Origin of the sequence: Aquimarina latercula DSM 2041, from assembly GCF_000430645.1 — a bacterium.
GTDB classification, from domain to species: domain Bacteria; phylum Bacteroidota; class Bacteroidia; order Flavobacteriales; family Flavobacteriaceae; genus Aquimarina; species Aquimarina latercula.
This window is the reverse complement of sequence record NZ_KE387187.1, coordinates 17,352-35,677: the sequence shown is the minus strand read 5'-3', so window position 1 is coordinate 35,677 and position 18,326 is coordinate 17,352. Positions and strand designations below refer to the sequence as shown.

The 18,326-nt window shown below is 31.3% G+C and carries 19 protein-coding genes; 10 read left to right on the top strand and 9 right to left on the bottom strand.

From position 1 onward, the window contains the following. Genes H526_RS0126620 through nqrF form a run of 5 tightly spaced genes read left to right on the top strand, consistent with a single transcriptional unit; the run spans position 1 to position 4,786 of the window. Entirely contained in the window at positions 1-1,245 is a 1,245-nt protein-coding gene (locus H526_RS0126620) for an NADH:ubiquinone reductase (Na(+)-transporting) subunit B (protein ID WP_027395713.1), read from the top strand. Positions 1,246-1,247: 2 nt separating this feature from the next. Further along, entirely contained in the window at positions 1,248-2,003 is a 756-nt protein-coding gene (locus H526_RS0126615; RefSeq protein ID WP_027395712.1) for a Na(+)-translocating NADH-quinone reductase subunit C, read from the top strand. A gap of 3 nt (positions 2,004-2,006) precedes the next feature. After that, a complete protein-coding gene (locus H526_RS0126610; protein ID WP_051336378.1) occupies positions 2,007-2,705 on the top strand; it encodes an NADH:ubiquinone reductase (Na(+)-transporting) subunit D in 699 nt (232 codons plus the stop codon). A 58-nt stretch (positions 2,706-2,763) separates the two neighbouring features. Then, positions 2,764-3,477: an NADH:ubiquinone reductase (Na(+)-transporting) subunit E gene (gene nqrE / locus H526_RS0126605; protein ID WP_027395710.1), complete on the top strand. Its 714-nt coding sequence runs from the start codon at positions 2,764-2,766 to the stop codon at positions 3,475-3,477. A gap of 1 nt (position 3,478) precedes the next feature. After that, positions 3,479-4,786, top strand: a complete 1,308-nt coding sequence (nqrF, locus tag H526_RS0126600) for an NADH:ubiquinone reductase (Na(+)-transporting) subunit F (RefSeq protein ID WP_027395709.1) — start codon at positions 3,479-3,481, stop codon at positions 4,784-4,786. A gap of 76 nt (positions 4,787-4,862) precedes the next feature. On the opposite strand, the gene H526_RS31335 is transcribed toward nqrF, so the two are convergent. The 5 genes from H526_RS31335 to H526_RS0126575 form a co-directional block, all read right to left on the bottom strand. After that, positions 4,863-5,549 carry an outer membrane beta-barrel protein gene (locus tag H526_RS31335; RefSeq protein WP_027395708.1) on the bottom strand — a complete coding sequence of 229 codons (687 nt, stop codon included), beginning with the start codon at positions 5,547-5,549 and terminating at the stop codon, positions 4,863-4,865. 231 nt (positions 5,550-5,780) lie between these two features. Next, positions 5,781-6,647: a hypothetical protein gene (locus H526_RS0126590; RefSeq protein ID WP_035086817.1), complete on the bottom strand. Its 867-nt coding sequence runs from the start codon at positions 6,645-6,647 to the stop codon at positions 5,781-5,783. 10 nt (positions 6,648-6,657) lie between these two features. Beyond that, a complete protein-coding gene (locus tag H526_RS0126585; protein WP_027395706.1) occupies positions 6,658-8,334 on the bottom strand; it encodes a fibronectin type III domain-containing protein in 1,677 nt (558 codons plus the stop codon). 111 nt (positions 8,335-8,445) lie between these two features. Further along, on the bottom strand, positions 8,446-9,081 hold the full coding sequence (locus tag H526_RS0126580) for a response regulator (RefSeq protein WP_027395705.1): 636 nt from the start codon (positions 9,079-9,081) through the stop codon (positions 8,446-8,448). Beyond that, complete coding sequence (locus H526_RS0126575; protein WP_027395704.1) at positions 9,078-11,042, bottom strand: ATP-binding protein; 1,965 nt, start codon at positions 11,040-11,042, stop codon at positions 9,078-9,080. Before H526_RS0126575 ends, H526_RS0126580 begins: the two co-directional genes overlap by 4 nt. Positions 11,043-11,159: 117 nt before the next feature. On the opposite strand from H526_RS0126575, the gene H526_RS0126570 reads away from it, so the two are divergent. The 4 genes from H526_RS0126570 to H526_RS0126555 all read left to right on the top strand — a co-directional run bounded on the left by H526_RS0126570 (position 11,160) and on the right by H526_RS0126555 (position 14,261). Continuing rightward, the gene (locus H526_RS0126570) at positions 11,160-12,038 is read left to right on the top strand and encodes a DUF4846 domain-containing protein (protein WP_027395703.1); all 879 of its coding nucleotides are present in this window, start codon (positions 11,160-11,162) and stop codon (positions 12,036-12,038) included. Positions 12,039-12,149: 111 nt separating this feature from the next. Further along, entirely contained in the window at positions 12,150-12,839 is a 690-nt protein-coding gene (locus tag H526_RS0126565) for a hypothetical protein (protein ID WP_027395702.1), read from the top strand. Between the two features lie 43 nt (positions 12,840-12,882). Then, positions 12,883-13,260: a hypothetical protein gene (locus H526_RS0126560; protein WP_027395701.1), complete on the top strand. Its 378-nt coding sequence runs from the start codon at positions 12,883-12,885 to the stop codon at positions 13,258-13,260. A 77-nt stretch (positions 13,261-13,337) separates the two neighbouring features. After that, entirely contained in the window at positions 13,338-14,261 is a 924-nt protein-coding gene (locus H526_RS0126555; RefSeq protein WP_245591242.1) for an FAD:protein FMN transferase, read from the top strand. A gap of 2 nt (positions 14,262-14,263) precedes the next feature. On the opposite strand, the gene H526_RS0126550 is transcribed toward H526_RS0126555, so the two are convergent. Genes H526_RS0126550 through H526_RS0126535 form a run of 4 tightly spaced genes read right to left on the bottom strand, consistent with a single transcriptional unit; the run spans position 14,264 to position 17,309 of the window. Next, on the bottom strand, positions 14,264-15,016 hold the full coding sequence (locus H526_RS0126550) for a LytR/AlgR family response regulator transcription factor (RefSeq protein WP_027395699.1): 753 nt from the start codon (positions 15,014-15,016) through the stop codon (positions 14,264-14,266). Then, positions 14,997-16,079 carry a sensor histidine kinase gene (locus H526_RS0126545; RefSeq protein ID WP_027395698.1) on the bottom strand — a complete coding sequence of 361 codons (1,083 nt, stop codon included), beginning with the start codon at positions 16,077-16,079 and terminating at the stop codon, positions 14,997-14,999. The genes H526_RS0126550 and H526_RS0126545 overlap by 20 nt, the downstream gene beginning before the upstream one ends. 10 nt (positions 16,080-16,089) lie before the next feature. Beyond that, complete coding sequence (locus H526_RS0126540) at positions 16,090-16,890, bottom strand: hypothetical protein (protein ID WP_027395697.1); 801 nt, start codon at positions 16,888-16,890, stop codon at positions 16,090-16,092. After that, positions 16,887-17,309, bottom strand: coding sequence for an ABA4-like family protein (locus tag H526_RS0126535; protein ID WP_027395696.1), 423 nt, complete (start codon positions 17,307-17,309; stop codon positions 16,887-16,889). The genes H526_RS0126540 and H526_RS0126535 overlap by 4 nt, the downstream gene beginning before the upstream one ends. A gap of 413 nt (positions 17,310-17,722) precedes the next feature. Here H526_RS0126535 and H526_RS0126530 point away from each other — a divergent pair, with 413 nt between their 5' ends. Further along, positions 17,723-18,322: an RNA polymerase sigma factor gene (locus H526_RS0126530; protein WP_027395695.1), complete on the top strand. Its 600-nt coding sequence runs from the start codon at positions 17,723-17,725 to the stop codon at positions 18,320-18,322. The last annotated feature ends 4 nt before the right edge of the window (positions 18,323-18,326 follow it).

The following is an 18,326-nucleotide window of genomic DNA, read 5'->3' as shown; positions in this document are numbered from 1 at the left end:
ATGGGTTTAAAGAGTAAATTACATAACTTAAAACTTAAGTATAAAGATAAAAAGATGGCGCCTGCATTTAATGCACTCCATACTTTTTTATATCTGCCAAATGAGATTACGCATTCTGGATCTCATGTTCGTGCAGCAGATGATTTAAAACGTACCATGAACACTGTAATCATGTCGTTAGTACCATGTTTAATTTTTGGTATGTTTAACGCAGGTTATCAGCATTATTTAGCGTTGGGTGAAATAGAAGCGGCTGCTAATGGTTTTTTTAGTGCTGCATTTTGGTCACTTGATAATTTGATAATCGGATTATGGAAAGTGTTACCGTTAGTGGTAGTTTCTTACGGAGTGGGGTTAGCTGTAGAATTTTTATTTGCAGTTATTAAAGGACACGAAGTAGAAGAAGGCTATTTGGTTACCGGGATGTTAGTTCCATTAATCGTTCCTGTTGATACCCCATTATGGATGTTGGCTGTAGCAGTTATTTTTGGAGTAGTGATTGGTAAAGAAGTATTTGGAGGAACTGGAATGAATATTTTAAATCCAGCATTAACTATAAGAGCCTTTTTGTTCTTTGCATATCCAACTTGGATGTCTGGGGATAAAGTATGGGTGCATGGAGCAGTTGATAGAGCAAATGAAATTGCCGGAGGTGCTCAGTTAGATGCGATCTCTGGGGAGACTGTTTTGGGAGGATTAGCACAAGGAAAAAATATTTTAGGTTCTGGAGATGCTACATATTCTGTTATGGATGCATTTTTTGGATTTATTCCTGGTTCTGTAGGAGAGACTTCGGCATTATTGATATTGTTAGGAGCTGCTTTCTTAATCTTTACAAAAATTGGAAGCTGGAGAATTATGGTGAGTGCTGTGTTAGGAACATTGGTTATGGGACTAATTTTTAATGGAGTTACCAATGCTGGTTGGATAGCAGAATCTAGTAAGTTTTATGCATTAATGAATCTAGAGTTCTGGAAACACTTAATAGTAGGAGGTATTGCTTTTGGTATTGTCTTTATGGCTACAGATCCTGTAACAGCTTCTCAAACCAATAAAGGAAAATGGATTTACGGATTCTTGATTGGATTTATTTCAATATTAATTAGAGTGTTTAATCCGGCATATCCAGAAGGTGTGTTTTTAGCAATTTTATTGATGAATGTATTTGCACCTACAATTGACCATTACGTGGTTCAAGGAAATGTTAAGAAAAGAATGAAACGTCTAAAATTAAAAACTGCTTAGTTATGGCGATTAATACAGATAAAAATTCATATACAATTATCTTTGCAGTTGCAATGGTAGTTGTGGTAGGTTCTATATTAGCAGGTATATCTTCGGTACTTAAACCGAATATAACAGCTAATAAAATCACAGAAAAGCAGCAGAATATATTATTCGCAATGGGGATTTCGGATACGGAAGATCCTAACGAATTTGTACCTGCAGAAAAAGCACAAGAATTGTTTGATAAATATGTAGGAGATGAGCAATATATCATTACTGGAAATTCTGCTAAGAAAACAACTGATGCTTTTAATATAGAAGTGAAGAAGGAGAATGATAAGGTAAAGCAGGATCCAAATTATGAGAGAAAAATGCCATTGTTTATTGGTAAAAAAGACGGTCAGGAGTTTTATGTTGTGCCTATGAGAGGAAATGGTCTATGGGATGCGATCTGGGGATATGTTTCTTTAGATAAACAATTTAAAACTGTGAAAGGTGCCTTTTTTGATCATAAAGGAGAGACTCCTGGTTTAGGAGCTAATATCAAAGAAGCTTATTTTAGAGATGACTTTATTGGAGAGAGTATTTTAGATGCTTCTGGAAATTATAAAGGAATTACAGTAAAGAAAGGTAATGGAGATCCTAAAAACGTAAGAAAAGATGATAATGCAGTAGATGCTATGGCGGGAGCTACAATTACCGGAGATGGTGTAACTGCAATGGTGAAGAAAGGAATTAAGATGTATCAACCTTATTTCGAAACTTTAAAAAAATAACAAATGGCTGAAGTAACAGAAGAAAAAGTTGAAGTTAAAGTAAAAGAGCCTAAAGAGCCATTGTTTTCGAAGAAAAACAAGAAATTATTAACAGATCCTCTAGCGGATAATAACCCTATTACTATCCAGGTATTAGGTATTTGTTCTGCACTTGCAATTACTGCCCAGTTAAAGCCTTCAATAGTAATGGCTATCTCGGTAATCTTTGTACTTGGTATTGGTAATGTTGTGATCTCATTAATGAGAAATATTATCCCGTCAAAAATTAGAATTATTGTACAGTTAGTAGTAGTAGCTGCTTTGGTAATTGTAGTTGATCAAGTATTAAAAGCTTTTGCTTATACATTGAGTAAGGAGCTTTCGGTATTTATTGGTCTGATTATTACCAACTGTATTATTATGGGACGTTTTGAGGCTTTTGCTTTAGGAAATGGACCATGGAAATCTTTTCTAGATGGTATAGGTAATGCGGCTGGATATGGAGTTTTATTGATAATTGTAGCATTTTTCAGAGAGCTATTAGGATCAGGAACATTGTTCGGTGCTAAAGTATTGGGAGATCCAATAGAGAAAACTGGATTGTATGCTTTTGGTTATGAAAATAACGGTTTTATGGTATTAGCCCCAATGGCTTTGATAACTGTAGGGATCATTATTTGGATTCAGAGAAGTAGAAATAAAGCACTAATCGAAGATCACTAGAAAGTTCACAATTGTTGGTGGTATGAAGCTACCACTGGCAATTTAAAAATTATAAAAAATGGAATATTTAGAATTATTTTTAAAAGCGATCTTTATAGATAACATGGTATTCGCATTCTTCTTAGGAATGTGTTCTTACCTTGCGGTATCTAAAAAGGTATCTACTGCTGTGGGTCTAGGAGCTGCAGTTATATTCGTTTTAGCAATTACAGTACCTTTAAACTTTTTATTAGATAAGTATATACTTAGAGAAGGTGCTTTAATATGGTTAGGTCCTGAGTACGCAGATTATGATTTAAGTTTCTTAACATTTATCCTTTTTATTGCTACGATTGCTACGATGGTACAATTAGTAGAAATTATTGTTGAGAAGTTTTCACCGTCTTTATATAACTCATTAGGTATATTCTTACCATTAATAGCAGTAAACTGTGCAATCCTTGGTGGATCATTGTTTATGCAACAAAAAGAATTCCCAGCGATCTCTCATGCTGCGGTATATGGAATTGGATCAGGAATTGGTTGGTTCTTAGCAATTCTTGCTATTGCTGCGATTAGAGAAAAGATTAGATACTCTAATGTTCCTGCTCCATTAAGAGGATTAGGAATCACTTTTATTCTAACTGGACTTATGGCAATTGGATTTATGAGTTTCGGAGGAATGCTTACAGGAGGAGATGAAGAGGAATCAAAGAAACAGGAAACTGTTCAGATAGAAGAGAAAGCTGCTAAAGAAGTAGCAGAAAACACTAACGTTTCAACACTTAAATAATATGATATTTTTAGCGTCAACACTTGGAACAATCGCTATCACCATTATTTCGTTTTTGGTACTTACTTTGGTATTGGTAGGGATTTTATTATTTGCAAAAGATAAATTATTACCATCAGGACCTGTAAAAATTACTATTAATGGTGAAAAGGAGATTGAAGTTGCTTCTGGAGGAACTTTATTATCTACTTTAGGAAATGAAAAAATATTTTTACCATCTGCATGTGGTGGAGGTGGAACTTGTATTCAATGTGAGTGCCACGTATTAGAAGGTGGAGGAGAAGCATTGCCTACAGAAACGCCACATTTTTCTCGTAAGGAATTACAACACGGAGCACGTTTAGCTTGTCAGGTGAAGGTAAAACAGGATATGAATATCGAGGTTCCAGAAGAAGTATTTGGAATTAAAAAATGGGAAGCTACTGTTGTACGTAATTATAATGTAGCATCTTTTATCAAGGAATTCGTTGTAGAGATTCCTGAAGATATGGGATATAAAGCTGGTGGATATATTCAGATTGAAATTCCTCAATGCGAGATTAAATATTCTGATATTGATATTACTGCACACCCAGAAGAACATGAAACACCGGATAAGTTTCAGGCAGAATGGGATAAGTTTGGTTTATGGCCATTAGTAATGAAAAATAATGAAACTGTAGAAAGAGCTTATTCTATGGCTTCTTACCCAGCAGAAGGAAGAGAGATTATGCTTAATGTGCGTATTGCTACTCCACCTTGGGATAGAAGTAAAAATGGATGGATGGATGTAAATCCTGGTGTGGCATCTTCATATATTTTTGCTCAAAAACCAGGAGATAAAGTAACTATCTCTGGACCTTATGGAGAATTTTTTATCAATGAGTCCGAAGCTGAGATGTTATATGTAGGTGGTGGTGCAGGTATGGCACCAATGCGTTCTCATTTATATCACTTATTTAGAACATTACAAACAGGACGTAAAGTTACGTATTGGTATGGTGGACGTTCTAAACGTGAGTTATTCTACTTAGATCATTTCTATGATTTAGAGAAAAACTTCCCTAATTTTAAATTCTACTTAGCACTTTCTGAGCCTTTAGAAGAAGATAACTGGAAGGTGAAAAGTGATATAGATGCCGAAGGAGATGGATTTGTTGGATTCATACATAATTGTGTAATCGATAATTATTTGAATCATCATGAATCTCCAGAAGATATTGAATTATATTTCTGTGGGCCTCCATTAATGAACAAAGCTGTTCAGAAAATGGGAGAAGATTTTGGTATTCCTGATGAGAATATCAGATTTGATGACTTTGGAGGATAAAACAGGCATAATGTCTTTTAAATAATAAAAACCGATACTTGTTGTATCGGTTTTTTTGTGAATTATTGCTTCTAGCTTATATTCTATAGAGTACTCCAAAATAGAAGTTATTTAAAGAAATACTAGCATCAATACTGTCTCTTTTATTCGTTCCCGTATCTCCATTAGAGTTACTAAAATTGTCTTTAATATTCGAATATCCGATACGACCAATTCTAGAAGTTAAAGAAAGATCTTTGTTAATAAATACATTTATTCCAGGAGCTGCTGTTACACTATAATTTTGAACTTTATTAGTATACGATGTTAGATCATTAACCTGAAATACTCTATCAGAATCTATTGTGTTTTTTGTGTAACCGGCTTCTAACTCTATAAATAATGAAACTCTTTTTTGAGGAGTGAAATAGTATCTTCCAAAAAGACTAGTGCTATATCCTCTTCCTTTAGATGTGTAATCATAAAGGTCATTATCAAAGCTTTCTGTTTTAGAACTAATATATCCAAATTTTAAACCGGTCATAAAATGCGATGATACGAAGTAACCTATTTCGGGGATGATGCTAAAATTATGTCCTTTCGTTTCGAATCGATATGCATTACCATCTATATCATTTCTAAAAGAATCAGAGTTTTGATAAGAATAACTCATAGTTCCAGAGATGGTAATATCTCCCTTTTTAAATCCAAATGAAGAATTTTCTTGGGCATAAGTTGTTGATAATGTTAGTGCTGCGATTAGAAGTAAAAATGTTGTTTTCATATTGTCTTGTTTAAATTATGTTGTGAATTACTTTAAAGACAAAGGGAAAAAATAGATTGTTTATTAATATTTTGTTAATTTATACTTGTATATTTTATTAAATAAAAAAAGTATAATCAATGCGATTATACTTTTAATTTATTACGGTATATATGTGTTATTATCTTTTCATAAAAGACTTAAAATCTTAATAATACGTTGCATTTGATCTTGTTAAATGTTTTTAATCTCTTAATAACACGTTACATCACCTAGATAATATCTGCCTCCATCAAGAAATGTTTTGTCGTCTTTATAGCGCACAAGAAGATTTTCTTTACTACCATTTCTGTAATTTAAGTTTAGATATACGCTCCCGTTTTGATCTATAAATTTCCAGGTGCCGTGACTTTGGCCATTTTTTCTATAAGGATCAAAATTGGGATCTGTAAAATTTAGATAGCTGCTACCGTAATACGTAAATGCGCCATTAGGACATAGATTAATTTCTTTGCTTCGTTCATAACCACCTCCACCAGGAGTATTAGAATAATAACTTTCTGAGTAAATTAGTTTATTGCCTCCTAAATCTTTGGTTACTTGAGCTGCATTTAAACCATTAGAAGAGTTGTTAGATGGTTGAGGAGTATTAAAACGTACACTATTAGCTACTTCTCTACCTATTTGTAAAGTTCGATTAGAAAATAAATCTGGACTTATTAAAGAAAATATGACGATACCTTCTCCATAAGAATTTAATAGCCCAATAGCATTTCCTTGTACCTTTTGATTGTCTATAACACCTTCATAAATACCTTCTACTGATGTGTCGGATAATTTTTTGAGGTTGTTTTTTAGACGAAGTGTAACTCCTCCTTCTTGTAAGCCTAATTTCATGTTATCTTGTAGCTCTTTTAAGTTCCTAGTGGGATGCGTAGTAATTGCTACTAAGCCGGCTTCTTCCTGAGATCCCATAATAAAAACTTCTTCTACTTCTTGTCCAACCCAGTTTGTAGGGATGTCAAAAGTTACTCCTTCTTCTTTGTATTCCACACGACCTGTTAATTGACCGTATATGCTGCTAGAAATTATCATGATGATATATATAAGTTTTTTCATGTTTATTTTTTTATAGTTTACATCCTTCTCTAGTAGCGATCATCGCTGTAGTTGGGTTGTACAGATTTCCTTGAGTAATGATTTCTTTTTGTTCCTCTAGAGCTTTAACTGCATAGCTCGCTAGACTGCAGTAATCTTCAAGAATTTCATTATTTAGAATGCTAAAACTAGTAGTTACATTTTCCAAATTATTGAGTTGGATGGTTGCTAGTTTTTCATTTTGTTCTATTAAAATTTTGTCAATAGTATGAATACTCGGGAGCGTAATATTCTCTAATTTTCGATTTCCATTGATTTCCAGAGAAAAATTAGCGCTATTCCCTATTAAATTACGAAAGTCATTAATTGTAGTTAAATTTCCGTTACTAGAAATTAAGAGTTCGTTTTCAATGGTAGCTATACTATTCATTGTAACTTCTGTAAGAAGAATATTAGATCGTATTTCTATTCTTGAAGCTTTTGTCAAAGCTGGCATTTGTATTTTTTTTAGCTTACCATTAATGACTATTTTTATTCCGATTTGATGATAGACATTATTGAAAACCTCTCCGTTTACTTCTTCTAAATTAGGGAACTCAATGTTGGTTATTTGATTACCTTGAATCCATAAGTAACCATTTATCGTACGTATTTTTTCAAGAATTGACATATTGCTTAATGAACTATTTTCAATAATACTGACATATCCATCTATAGTAAGACCAATATTTTCAATTCCTTGAAGGTCAGAAAGCAGTTCATTGCGGAGAATGAAAAGCCCCTTGTCAATTTTTTTAATCCTCTCAAGACCTTCTAAATTTGATATAAAGTTATTCTTCGAAATTAAAAGATGACCTTCCATAATTTCTAAGTTTTTAAAACCTTTTAAATCCGGTAAATTGGTTCTGCGTATGATAAGGTTTCCACCAATTTTGTTAAGTGATTGTAATCCATCGCTATTAGTATTAGCGTAATCTATGAGAGAAAAATCGCCTGTAATTTGTGTATAGCCTTCATTAGCAAATGTTTCCATTTCTTGAGGATTATTAATTTCATAGTCTCCTTCAAAAACTTTTTCATATACCTTAAAGCCTTTAATCTCTGAATCGGTTCTAACCAAACCATCAAATACGCTTATCTGCCAATAATAGGTTTCTCCAGTAGTTAGATAATCTATAGTATAGTTTTCTTCTGTATAATTAAATGCCATTTGCTGTAGACTACCAGGACTTGGCCCAATTCTTACAGTATATATTAATGGATCATTTTCTTGATCCATTCCTTTCCAGGTTAGGGTAATATCTGTGAATTGTTGTATTACTTCACCATTATCTATGCCTAAAAGCTCAACAGTAGGAGGAGTATTATTTTTTTCGCCAATGCTAAAGCTAAAATCACTAGTCGTGGTTAATCCATCAACATCTCTAGCTATTATACTTCCCTCGTAAGTAGTGTCATAGGATAAATCATTTATTTGATACGATGTACTTTCCTGATCAATGCTGATGCTTTCAGAGTCTAATATAACTTCATAAGTAACTTGTTCTCCTTCTGGATCTGTTGCTTCAGTCCAAGAAATAGTAACATCATTATTTATTATTTCTGTAGTAACCGTAAAATTAGCTGGCGCTTGATTCGTTGTGGTAGAATCGTCATTGCTACAACTAATTAAATAGCTAGCAATAAGTAATAGAAGTGTTTTTTTCATTTTTAACATGGCTTATAATTATATAGCTAAGGTCTAAAATGAAGTGATGCTGCGAATCAGTAATATGTTGTAAATGTGAATGCTAGGGTAAACCCTGAGTTTTTTAATTGGTTAAGAAATAAAACCCATATTCATAGCATTTTTTATAAGTCCAGCTGCATTTTTAACTCCAAATTTTTGGAGGAGATTATTTCGATGACTTTCTACTGTTTTAATGCTTAGGATTAGTTTTTTCGCAATTTCAGTATTTGTCATTTCATCACTGATGAGCTGTAATATTTCTTTTTCGCGCCTAGTTAATTTTGGAATACTTTTTTTTGATTGAGGCGAACCAATACTATCATTTAATAAAATAGTTTCTACGGAGCGAGGTAAAAATGTTTCATCTTTTATTACAGTTTTAATGGCATGTACCAGTTCTTCTTGTGTAGTGTTTTTTAGAAGATATCCTTTGGCTCCGCTTCTTAGCATGTTTTTTATAAAACCAGGTTCTGTGTAATTACTAACACCAATAATTTTAATAGTGGGATATGTTTTAGAGAGCTCACCACATATTGCTATCCCATTATCATTTTTAAGATTAATGTCTAGAAGTAATACATCAGGAGTTTCTTTTTCAAAAAAATCATAACAGTTTGCTTTATGCGTAAAACTGTTAATTACAGAGATTTCAGTTTCTAATTTTAACATGGATTCTAATCCTTCTATGATCATTTGATGATCGTCTAAAATGCATATTTTAATCATGAGATTTTCGTACTAGTTAGGTAAGGAATAGTAATGATAAAAGCACTACCATCATTTCCTGAGTTTATATGTAGATTACCTTTTAAGAAAGAAACCCGTGACGCAATATTTTGCAAACCGATTCCATTCTTCACATTTTGGGTATCAAATCCTTGACCATCATCTTCGACAGTTATTTCTAAGGATTCTTCGGTATTGTTTAGCTGAACTAAAACTTCGGTAGCTTTAGCATGTTTAACGATATTATTTAATAGTTCCTGAATGATTCGGTATATAGCAGTTTCTTTCTCACTATCAAAAGAAGAAGGGTTTCCGAAATCTTGAAAATCAATAGTAAAAGGATTTGTTTGTTGTATTTTATTACAATACTGTTTGATCGCTTCTAACAAGCTGAAATTATGCAAGGATGGAGGTGCTAGATTATGTGAAATTCTACGAACCTGATCAATTGCATTATCTAGCATGCCTATGGCCTGGATATGCGTATTTGTTTCGGTCTCTGAAAATGCTTTTTTGTTTAAAGAATTCATTTTAAATTTTATGACCGATAAATCACCATTAATACCATCGTGTAAGTCTTGAGCCAATCGTACTCGTTCTTTTTCTTCACCTGAGACCAAAGCTTCTAGTTTTATAATTTCTTGCTGTTTCTGAAGGTTCTCAATTTCTTGTTGTTTTCTCTTTTGTCTTTCTTTGTTGAACCAAAAGGTAATGCCTAATACTAATGCTAAAATACCTCCAGTAATTGACCATAAAGTGACTTGTCGCTGTTTTTTAATTAAATCTAATTCTTGATCTTGAATCTGAATTTTCTGTTCTGCAATTTCTCTTTCTTTTTTCTCGGTTTCGTATTTGATTTCTAATTGATTAACATTATTTAGTACACTTTCATTAATTATACTATCATTTAAGATGTTGAATTGTTCAAGGTTTTTTAAGGCATTTTTGTAATTAGAATTTCTTTTATATAGCAGATATCCTGACTTATACATCTCTCTTTTTGATTTTTTGGATGCAGATTTAATAGAAATACCTTTTTTAAATAAAGTTTCAGCTCTATTAAAATTATTGTTGTCAATTTCTAACAATACTAGGCTAGCAATAGTTAAAATTAAATTTGAATTAAAATTGTTTTCGATTTGAAGTTCATAAGATTTGTTTAAATAATAGATACTACTATCTATCTTTTTTTCTTCTCTATAAATATTTCCAATTTCAGTAAAGTTAAGAGCTAATCCCCATTTCTTATCAATCATTTTATTTAATTTAATTGATTTTCGATAGTATTTTAAAGCGCTATCTATTGCTTTTTTTTCACTAAAAATTGAACCTAGACCATAATATACATCACTTAAACGATTAGGATTTTTTTCTCCTTTATGAATTTTTATTGCTTTCCTATAAGTTTGTATCGCTTTGTTATATTGTTTTGTGTTTTTATAGATTATTCCTATTGAATTTAAGACAAAACCTATGCTATCAATATTGTCATTTTTTTCATAAATAGTGATTGCTTTTTGGTATTGTTCTAAAGCCTTAGGGTAATCTCCCATCTCACTGTAAATAACACCCAACTGGAAGGCAGCGTTTGCTATATTCTTTTCGTTGTTTTCTTTCTCCGCAAATACTTTAAATGAATTCATTTGGCTAAGCGCTAATTCTAAATTCCCTATCGTTCTGTTTATAACAGCTTTTCGATAAGAAGTGTATACTAAGCCTCTCTCATCATTAAGTTTTTTGTAAATGGCATGAGATGAATCTAGATGTTGTAGCGCTTTTTTAGAGTCAGTATACATTGTAAGCCAACCTATTCTTCCGTGAGCTTTGGCAATAATTGAATCATTTTTTTTAGTATTCAGGATATTGTATAAACTATCAAGTTCTTGTGCAGGAGTAGAAAAAGAAGATAATAATAAGAATACGATTAAATAATGTTTTATTATTTTTAATAAATGGATCATACTCAAAAATATCGAATTTAAATCATATGGTTATCAGGGGATTAATTGCTTGTTAAAAACTAGGGTTTACCCTGGTTTTTTCTTTTTTAAGTATCTTGCTTAGTATATGTTGTTTTTATGAAGAAATATTTTTTAATTGGATTAGGTGTTATTGCTTTAATAGTCATTCTTAGAATGAATTCTAAAGGAAAACAATTAACTAACCATGTCAAAGGAATCATAGAAAACACAATCTCAATACCTAGTTATATTAATGAATTAGGAGATTCTATTAGTACCAGAGTTGAACTTCCGAAAGGATATAAAAGAAAAGCATATCCAAAAGGTTCTTTTCAAGAATATCTTCGTCATTATCAATTGAAAAAACACGGTTCTCCTATTATAAATTATGATAATACTAGATACTTTGCACAGAATTGGCATGATGCCATTTTAGAAATTCCTGTTCCTGCTAATGGATTGCAACAATGTGCGGATGCTTTAATGAGAATGAGAGCAGAATATCTCTGGGATACAAATAGAAAAGATGAAATAGGGTTTAATTTTACTTCGGGACATTATTGTTCTTGGGAAAAGTATGCAGAAGGTTTTAGACCTAAGATCCGAGGTAATAAAGTAACCTTTCATAAGACAGCTACCCCGAATTCTTCCAAATCAAATTTTTATAAATATTTGAATCTTGTCTATACGTATGCGGGCACGTTATCTTTGCATACAGAATTACCAAAAGTAAAAATAAAGGATTTGACTATTGGTGATATGCTAGTAAACCCGGGAACTCCTGGTCATATAGAAATAATAGTAGATGAAATAGTAAATGATCAAGGAGATAAACTTTTTTTGTTAGCACAAGGAAATACACCAGCACAGAATGTATGCTTGCTTAAGAATTTTGAAGATACTGATATTTCTCCTTGGTATCGATTTGAAGAAAATACTACTATTTATACCCCAAGTTATTATTTTGAAAAAGGTGTGTTTATACGATTTAAATAGTTAATTGTTGTATTTGTGATTTCTGCGAAACTAAATTCATATCTACTTATTTATTACAAATAATAAGTAGATATATATACTACGTTTGCATTGATCTAATAAATATTAAATATGAAGAAGTTTGTTTTAAAAAGTTTAACTATTATTATAGTTCAATTGTTAATTTCTTGTGGGTCTGATGATGATCAAACTTCAGTTTTAACAACTCTAAAAGGGCGGGTGTATGATGTAGAAAGAAAGGTTGATGTTAAGGATTTTAAGATAGTTTTAGGAACAATAGATTGTAGGTTCTCTAATTCTCTAAACGGCTGCTTTACCGACCCAGTTGACTCTGTTTGGACAGATGAAAAAGGTAATTATTCTATAACTTATAACCATGTTTTAGGGAAAAAATATAATCTTCTAAAACAATATTACGGGACATCATATTATACTGAAATAATTCAAAAAGATAGTATTATTCCTGGTAAGGAAAATATAAAAGATGTTGATGCGTGGTATCCGGTTATTTTAGCATTGAATTTGAAAATTAGAAATAATAATAATGAACCTTTGACAGTTGGTAATGGTATTGTTGATAATGATAATATCTCTTATTCGTTTGGGACACAAAATATATTTGAACAAGAAAAGGATACTCTGATTTATTTGAGAACAAAACCTAATTCAGATATTGAGGTGAGATTTACATATTCTACTGGAAATTTTAATGAAGATTTTCATCATTATCGTGAAATTGCTCAAACGAACTTAGCAGATACACTTAGATTATCTTATACAATAGATTGCTCAACTTTTTAGTTTATGTATTTAGTTTTTGTAGAGAGTAGTATCTTTGCCTGCTATGAGTAGGATTTTAACCAAACAAGAACTTCATAATCTAGCAATGAATATTGTTGGAAAAGAATTGGAAAAAAAGGGTTTCGAGTTTATTGCTATTAATAGTAAGTTAGGGAAACATCCACAGTTTGTATGTATTGATACATCGAATCAACGATATTTTGTAATTGTAAAGGCTATATCTTATCCAGATAATCCGCATAATTATGATATGGTTTGGATGGAAGCGTTTAAAAAGCACGCCAGAGAACAAGAAGCGAAGGTTTTTTATGCAGGTGTAGGACTACAAAATTCTGAAAACCCAAATAAGCCGGTTTTTTTAAATGAAGCATATGCAATGGAGTATGCTGGATTACAAGTAATAGAAACTCATCTCAATTAAATAATATGATTCGTAATTTCCTTTTTTTACTTTTGGTGATATACTTGTTTTCATGCAATAAGGAGCCAGAACAGCATTTGAATTATACAAACGGAAATGCATTTGGAACTACCTTTTCGGTTCAGTTTATTGATTCAAAAAAAATAGATCTATCAAAATCATATGATAGTATAGTAACGGTTATTAATACCTCTATGTCTACCTATCAAAATGATTCTGATATTTCTAAAATTAATCAAGGAGATGCTACAGTTACTATTGATGATCATTTCCAAACTGTATTTAAAGCATCTAAAAGAATTCATAAAGAAACAAATGGAGTTTTTGATCCTACCGTTGGAGTTTTAGTAAATGCGTGGGATTTTGGACCAGAAGGTAAAATAGTAGCATTAGATAGCATTAAAATAGATAGTTTATTGGTTTCTGTTGGACTCGATAAGGTTACTTTACAAAAGGATAAGGTTATAAAACAGCATAAGAATACTTTTATTGATTTTAATGCATTAGCAAAAGGATACGCTGTAGATGTATTTGCAGATTTTCTAGAATCAAAAAAAATAGAAAACTATTTGGTTGAAATAGGAGGAGAGATCAGAGGAAAAGGCAGTAATTTAATCAAAGAGCAATCTTGGAGAATAGGAGTAGAAGATCCTAATTTTGATCAAACACAATCTTATAGCAAAGTTATTTATTTAGAAGATCAAGCCATGGCAACTTCTGGTAGTTATCGCAAATTTAAGGTTGATGAACATGGAAACAGATATGCACATATTATCGATACAAAAACAGGATATCCTCATAAATCTAATCTATTAAGTGTTTCTGTATTGACAGAAAAATGTATGGATGCCGATGCGTATGCTACAGCATTGATGTCTATGGGCTTAGAAAAATCTATAACGTTTTTAAAAACTCACCCTAAGCTAGAAGTGTATTTTATTTATGAAGATGATCATAAAGAATTGAAAACACTTAACCTGAATGGTTTTCCTGAAAACTAAATTCAACTATTTAACCAGTTTTTAAAATCACTAGTTTTTTGTCTGCTAACAATAAAATCCTGATCTCTGGGATTTAGAATGCCTAATTTAACCCGATGGTTGAAATAGGAGTCTATCTTCTGAATTGAATTTTTAGAAATGATTTGACCACGATTAATTCTATAGAATTGATTGGTGTCTAATGATTCAAATAGCTGATCCATAGTCTCATCAATAATAAACCTTTTATCCAGAGTGACACCAAAAGTGATACTCTCCTGAGAATAAAAATATAATAGATCGGCTATTTTAATTTGTGTAAAACCATTTCCTTCTTTAACTAATATACCTTCTCTTTTATTAGTAGTTTGTATACTGCCAAGAAGTTTTTTTAAGATCAATGGATCAACTATAGGTTGCTTGTTAGATTTTTTAAACTTATCCAATGCGTGATTTAATTCTTCTTGTTGGATCGGTTTTAACAGGTAATCTATGCTGTTAACCTTAAATGCTTGGATAGCATATTGATCAAAGGCTGTAGTAAATATGATAGGTGCATCAATATCTATTTTTTGGAAAATTTCAAAACTTAATCCATCAGCTAACTGAATATCCATAAATACTAAGTCGGGTGATTTATTTTTATGAAACCATAGTACTGTATCTTCTATAGTATCAATGATGTCTAATAATTCATAATTAAATTTTTCAGCTTTCAACTTATTTTGAAGTTGGTTGGCTGCTCGTGGTTCATCTTCAATAATCAGTATCTGCATAATTGTTTTTTTGATCAGATGATTTTAATAATGGAAGGGAAACAATAAAATGGTTTCCATCGTTTCTTATTTCAATAGGTTCATTAGAGATTAATCCATATCGTTTTTCAATGTTTTTTAACCCAACTTTGGTGGATGGTACTTTAGTAGATTTTGGTTGAATCTTATTTGTTATATATAAAGAGTTGTTCTCAACTTTTACTGATATGATGAGTGGCTTTGATTTAGAAATTACATTATGCTTTATTGCGTTTTCTAATAAAAGTTGAAGGCTCATCGGAACTATCATCATATTTAATGAGGCTTCAGGAATATCCCAATGCACTGTTAGGTTTTTCCCAAACCTTTCTGACTGTATGTGGATATATGATCTGGCGAATTTTAATTCATTTCTTAGTGATGTCAAATTTGCATTCCCAGATTCTAATATAAATCTATAGACATCAGATAATTTATCTACAAATTCCTTAGCATCTTCTTTAGAGTTTTGATCAATGATATCTCTAAGTGTATTTAAAGTGTTAAATAAGAAATGTGGTTGTGCTTGATTTCTAAGTGTATCCAACTGTGCCTGTACAATCATTTGTTTTGCTTGTTCCTCATCTCTTATAGATTTCTTTAGCCGGACATAAAAATAAATAGCCTCATATATCGCCATAGTCATAGTGCTAATCAAAATTACAGGGACTAATACTTTAGCTCTTGATAAAGGATTGTAGTTTAATCCCCAAATAAAAGATAATATCATATTGCCGAATACATCAACTAAAAAAACAGTGCTAACAATAGAAATAAAGAACAAAAAAATACGCTTCGAATTATCTTTAAAATCGGGGAGTCTTTTTCGTAAAAAAATCATGATGGCACGAATAATAAACCAATCACAGGTAGAAAAGAAAAGGGATACACTCCAACTAATAATAGCTTCACCAAAAGGAAGTCGAACGAATGAATTACTAAATAGGTAATCTGTAATGAAACTAAGGATTAAAATTCCGATGATAATAAACCAAAAGTCATCAAAACCTAAGTATTTTATGCGCTTCTTTTTATTAATTAGCATATTGGTTTAGTTATAGTTTAAGTAATGGGATACCTTGCTTGGCTTGATAAAAAGTAAACCCAATCCATCCAGCATATAGCAATCCAAAAACAAGTACTGTGATGATTTGTTTTTTATTAGAAACAGTCCATTTTTTAGACAGCCATAATGCGAATAACGGAATTATTTGTATACCGTGCAATCCAAAAAAATGCGCTACTCTAAGATCTCCACTAATAGTACTCCAATTGACTAATGGAAGACCAGCGCCACCATCTGCTGTACCAACATTATGAGCCATCTGCGAAATCATTTGACCACCTATCCAGCTTCCGAAAAATACAATTAACCAACCCATCAGAATAGCATACTGAATAGATCTGGGAGTATTTAACTTTAATCGTAAAGTATCAATAATGAACAATATCATCAGTAATATATTGATTCCAATTAATAATCCCATAGCTAGGAATAACATTCCATCAAATAGCGTTTCTTCGTTATAATGGGATCGTACTCCTCTTGATCCCTGATATACAATGATTGCTAGTTCAATTAATAGTGTCCAAACAACTAGATTGTTTATAATATTTTTTTTCCTTTTAGAATATGGATATAGTGTTATCAAATATCCAACTGTTAAGGTATAGATACCAATGGAGATGGAAAATTTTAAAGGTTTGATCCACACATTCACTCCCATTAGGGTTCTGTCATCAATTAAAACTCCGGATAGACAAAAAATTGCGGTTATAAAGTATATGATGACTGCCCAAAATAATATGAGGTTTTCTTTTTTTACTTCTTTGAATATTTGATTTAGATGTTTCATGATTTATTTTGTTTGATTGATTTGATGATTAAGAAGAGTAGAAGTCCAATTGGTCCTAACATAAATGTTCCAAAAAGACAAGGTGCTATTAGCAGTTGATGTATTCCAATCTTTTTATTTTGATCTAGTATCCACATACCTACCATTAGATCAAAAGCTAGATAATGTACCCAACCAGCAAGTACTGCGTTTTCTTCAGTAAATAAGGCCATCACGGAAGCTAAACTTCCGAAATCCATACCTCCACCAATTTGTATTGCCTGAAAAATATAAAAGGCGTAAATCAAGGAGAGTACTATGGGAATTATTTTGAAGTCAATTAAGAATCTGGTTATTTTCCATTTAGGTAGTAGTATCATTAGTACCCACATTGGCATAGCAATCATATTAGCTATAGAAAAAGTATCTGCGGTAGTCATATCTGTTTAGTTTTAGTTAATAGCCTGATTAAATGATGACTCGAATATCTAGAAATTAAGAAGGAAATGAAATGATTTAATTTTCAATCGTCGTCATTTTATGTTGAATTGTAACATAAGTCGTTAATTCATAACCTAACATTGGGAAGTATGAAAGAAATTAAATTGCTACTATAACAATCAAAATGTTACATAGAGAAAATGAATAGGCACTTTTACTCATTGAGAACGGGTGTTCTCTCATTTAGACTTTTGATTTTTTCAGATCCTAGTTAATTTCAATTTTGATAAGTAATATCTGCCTTTTTAGAACAGTATGAAGTTTCTAGAACATTATACTTCTGATATAAAAATGGAACAAAAGTTGTTACAGGTATTATCTATAAAAAACTAACTAAACTTATATCATCAATATGGGGTACAATGATGAGATTAAAATTTTCAACGGTATATTACATGGTAATAATGAAATTTTAAAAGATTTTTATAAAAGGAATTTTATCATAATTAAAAGTTTTATTATCAAAAATTCTGGAACAGAAAAAGACGCTGAAGATATATTTCAGGATGCTCTTGTTATTCTGTATCAAAAAATAAAAAATGATTCTTTAGTGCTCGACTATTCTATACATACATATTTTTATGGGATTTCTAAAAATATTTGGATGAGAAGGTTAAGTAAGTTGAAAAAAGTTTCTTGTTGTGGACGGATAAATGACCTTGTGTCGGATACAAACTTTTCTATAATAGATAATATAGAACAAAGAGATCGTGAATCGTTATATAGAAAATATCTCTTAAATCTTAATTGTAAATGTAAAGATCTATTGTTTTTATTTTTTGATGGAAAGAGTATGAAAGAAATTGCTCAATTAACGAATTATACCGAAGGATATGTGAGAAAGCGAAAATTTGAATGCAAAAAACACTTAATGGAGTTGATAGCTAAAGATCCATTATATTCTGAACTTGGTAGTGATAAAAAATCTGATATAAAAAAAGATGTTTCTTGATAGA